This window comes from Frankia tisae, from assembly GCF_025403405.1.
GTDB classification, from domain to species: Bacteria; Actinomycetota; Actinomycetes; order Frankiales; family Frankiaceae; genus Frankia; species Frankia tisai.
On record NZ_JANEZT010000533.1, the window covers coordinates 1 to 3,208 of the forward strand.

The window sequence follows — 3,208 nt, forward strand, 5'->3', positions numbered from 1 at the left end:
CGGTCCGCGTCGGCGTCGGAACGCCGGGCGAAGGCGCGCAGCAGGTCCTCCGCGGACGGCCCGGGGCCGCCGATGCCGTCGGCACCCGGCGTACCGGCCGCGGCGATGGCGCGGTGGACCGGATCCCGGTCACGCTGGTCCGGCGTCAGGTTGCCCAGGTGCTGGTACAGCCAGTAGGCCATGATCCCGCCGGTGATCCGCGCATCCCACCAGGGCTCGGTCCGGATCTGGGCCCGCCATGCCGCGGAGATGTTCCAGTCGTCGCGCACGTCGTGATCGTCGAAGATCATGGCGGTCGGGACCGTGGACAGCAGCCAGCGGATCTCCGGCTGCGACCAGGCCTCCTGGTAGAGCCAGGTGTACTCCTCGAAGTCGGCGATCTCCTCCCCCGGACCCGCGGCGGTGACGTCGCGTCGCTGCCGGATCCGCTCAGCGGTCCGCGGCGAGACGTGGTCGGCGTAGACCTGGTCGCCGAGCAGCAGCAGGGCCCCGGGCCAGGTCGCCGGGTCGCGGGTGGGCAGCTCCAGCGCGAGCGCGTGCAGCGCATCCGTGCCCAGCCCCTGCTTGTCGTCGTCGGCGTTCAGGGTGTACGGGGGTTCCTGCGGTGCGGTCACGCGGCACGACCCGAAGACGATCCGCACCGGCTGGTCCTCGCCGACGGGCCGCAGCAGGCTCGGCGGCGCGCCGGGCTCGGGCCAGACCCGCACGGGCGGCGCCGTATCCCCGGCCAACCACACCTCGTACGCGACCGGCTCCCCGGGCACGAGACCGTCGGCGACGACCAGGGCGTAGTGATGCCCGGCCACCTCGAAGGTCGGCGCACGGCCCGCGACCCGCCCGGCGGGACCCGCCGCACCCGAACCGACCGAACCGACCGGATCGACCGAACCGACCGGATCAACCGGATCGACCGGGGTGCCGGCGGCGCCACCCGCGGTCTCGCCCGCCACCTGCGGCGCAAGGGCGACCAGCACCTCGCACGCGGCATCGATCTCCACCCAGACGGTGACGCGGTTGACGTCCGGGTGACGCTGGATGGGGCCAAGGAGTAGTCGAGCCATTCCTCCACTGTCGCCCGTCCCGGCCGCCGTCCGTCGCCCGCCCCGGCCGCGCCCTCCGCCTGTCGCCTGCGGTCCGGTATGTGGTTGCCGCCTATTGCATGAGGCTAATGACCGTTCCCGGGACCGAAAGCGCGACTGAACCTCCTGCAACTGCCGGTTCGAGAGGAACCCGGGGGAGCCGGGGGATCTGCCGGGGCGGCGGCCAAGGAATATTTCAGCAGTTTGACCGGCAGGCAGGCCGGGCGCAGACAACGCCGCGCCGCGCTGCTAGCGTCGGAACCGTGAGTTCACAGGCCGGGCATTCGGGGCAGTCGCACTGCGCTCCCCGATGTTCGCGGGGATGCCCGGACACCGGCGTCCCGGCCGATCCCCGGCCCCGCTCCGACATCCGCGCCGCGCCCTCCGGTCGCTGACCGGACTGGCCCGGCCCGGCCGTTCGGCATCCCGCTCCCTGGTGGCCCGCGCCTTCCGCCCCGGCCCTGGGCCAGCAGACCCACAGCACGGCCGGCACGGCGGCATCACCTCACGGCCGGCACGGCGGCGTCACACCTCACGGCCGCACGGCGACGTCACACCTCACGGCCGGCACTGCGGCGTCAAGGCCGGCGCGGCACATCGGCGGCACGGCTTGGCCGGCACGGCGGCGTCACGTCCAGGCGGGTGAATGGCGGCCCCGGCATCATGCCGTTGGCGCCCGGGAACCATCTCCGCAGCGAAACCACCACACAAAACACCGCAGACACGCGGAACACCACAGACATGCTGAACACCACAGACACGGGGAGAGTCGCCCAATGAGCGCCGAGAGCTGGTCGTTCGAGACGCAGCAGATCCACGCGGGCGCGCAGCCCGATCCGACGACCGGCGCCCGGGCGGTGCCGATCTACCAGACGACGAGCTACGTCTTCCGCGACACCGACCACGCGGCTGCCCTGTTCGCACTCGGCGAGCCCGGCAACATCTACACCCGGATCGGGAACCCGACGCAGGACGTGTTCGAGCAGCGCATCACCGCCCTGGAGGGCGGCGTCGGGGCGCTGGCGCTCGCGTCCGGGCAGGCCGCCGAGACGCTGGCGATCCTCAACCTCGCCGAGGCCGGCGACCACGTGGTGTCGTCGTCCAGCCTGTACGGCGGAACGTACAACCTGTTCCACTACACGCTGCCGAAGCTCGGCATCGAGGTCACCTTCGTCGCGGACCCGGACGACCTGGAGGAATGGCGCGACGCCGTCCGCCCGAACACCAAGGCGTTCTACGGCGAGACGATCGGCAATCCGCGTGGTGACGTCCTCGACACCGCCGGGGTGTCCGAGGTCGCCCACGCCGCCGGCGTCCCGCTCATCGTCGACAACACGCTGGCCACCCCGTACCTGTACCGCCCGCTGGAGCACGGCGCGGACATCGTCGTGCACTCGGCGACGAAGTTCATCGGTGGTCACGGCACGGCTATCGGCGGCGTGATCGTCGACGGCGGGCGGTTCGACTTCGGCGCCTCCGGGCGGTTCGCGAACTTCACCACACCCGACCCGAGCTACCACGGGCTGGTCTACTGGGAGGCGCTCGGCCACGGCTCCTACATCGCCAAGGCCCGGGTGCAGCTGCTGCGCGACATCGGCGCCTCGATCTCCCCGTTCAACTCGTTCCTGCTGCTACAGGGGCTGGAGACGCTGTCGCTGCGGGTCGAGCGGCACACCTCGAACGCCCAGCGGGTGGCCGAGTGGCTCGAGGCGCGCGACGAGGTGAGCTGGGTGACGTATCCGGGGCTGCCGTCGTCGAAGTGGTACTCCCGGGCGCAGCAGGTGCTGCCCCGCGGCGCCGGGGCGATCCTGTCCTTCGGTATCGCCGGCGGGGCCGCGGCCGGGCGGAAGTTCGTCGAGGGAGTGGAGCTGTTCAGCCATCTGGCCAACGTCGGCGACGCGCGTTCGCTGATCATTCACCCGGCGACGACGACGCACTCCCAGCTCACCGAGACCGAGCAGGCCGCGACCGGGGTCACCCCGGACCTGATCCGGCTGTCGGTCGGCATCGAGGGGATCGATGACATCCTCGCCGACCTCGACGCCGGGTTCCGTGCCGCCAAGAGCTGAGCCGGGAGGCGCCGGTCCGGCTGCCTCGCAGACCGGACCGGTGCCGCTGAAGCCATCCCC

General features: G+C 72.1%; 2 protein-coding genes. One reads left to right on the plus strand and one right to left on the minus strand.

The window, feature by feature from the left end:
• On the minus strand, positions 1 to 1,061 hold a 1,061-nt coding region (locus NBZ85_RS29360), incomplete at its 3' end, for a DUF7800 domain-containing protein (RefSeq protein ID WP_261563193.1).
• 794 nt (positions 1,062 to 1,855) lie between these two features.
• Here NBZ85_RS29360 and NBZ85_RS29365 point away from each other — a divergent pair.
• A complete protein-coding gene (locus NBZ85_RS29365) occupies positions 1,856 to 3,148 on the plus strand; it encodes a bifunctional o-acetylhomoserine/o-acetylserine sulfhydrylase (RefSeq protein ID WP_261560506.1) in 1,293 nt (430 codons plus the stop codon).
• The last annotated feature ends 60 nt before the right edge of the window (positions 3,149 to 3,208 follow it).